The organism is Roseateles sp. P5_B10, from assembly GCF_056400485.1.
This window is the reverse complement of the sequence record NZ_JBFULE010001801.1, coordinates 1-506: the sequence shown is the minus strand read 5'-3', so window position 1 is coordinate 506 and position 506 is coordinate 1. Positions and strand designations below refer to the sequence as shown.

Below are 506 nucleotides of genomic sequence, written 5' to 3'. Positions count from 1 at the left end.
GCGCACTCCTGCCGCTTATTCGTGCAAGTCGGCGGAACCCGGCACACGGAAAATTAAGCCACGATTAACCATGACTGGGCGATAAAAACTAAAGGTAACTGATTGCTGTCTCAACGGGGATGCGACGATGGTTTTGGCGATGAACCGCAGCAGCAATACTGCGCATGCCAATGCGACTGAAGAGGCCGACGACAGCTCCGATATCTCCGCGCTGATCGGGCGGTTGACCGCCGAGGTCAACGAGATCGCCTGCGAAAAGACCAGGTCGATCCAGCACATCACCAACCAGATGAAGATGCTGGCGCTGAACGCGCTGATCGAAAGCTCGCGCGCCGGCGCGCAGGGCGCGGGCTTCGCCGTCGTGGCACAGGAAGTGCGCACTGTCGGCCAGCAGGTCGAAACCATCGCGCGCGATCTGGACTCGCAACTCACCGCCCGCACCGGCAGCCTGAGGTCGTCGATCGAAAAGATGACCGAGCGCTCGCGCGGCGAACGCATGGTCGATC

The 506-nt window shown here is 60.9% G+C and carries 1 protein-coding gene; it reads left to right on the top strand.

The genetic code is table 11. The features are described 5' to 3' along the window. Positions 1-139 precede the first annotated feature (139 nt). Positions 140-506: methyl-accepting chemotaxis protein (locus AC1DU6_RS35985; protein WP_477863468.1), on the top strand; the 367-nt coding region annotated here is incomplete at its 3' end.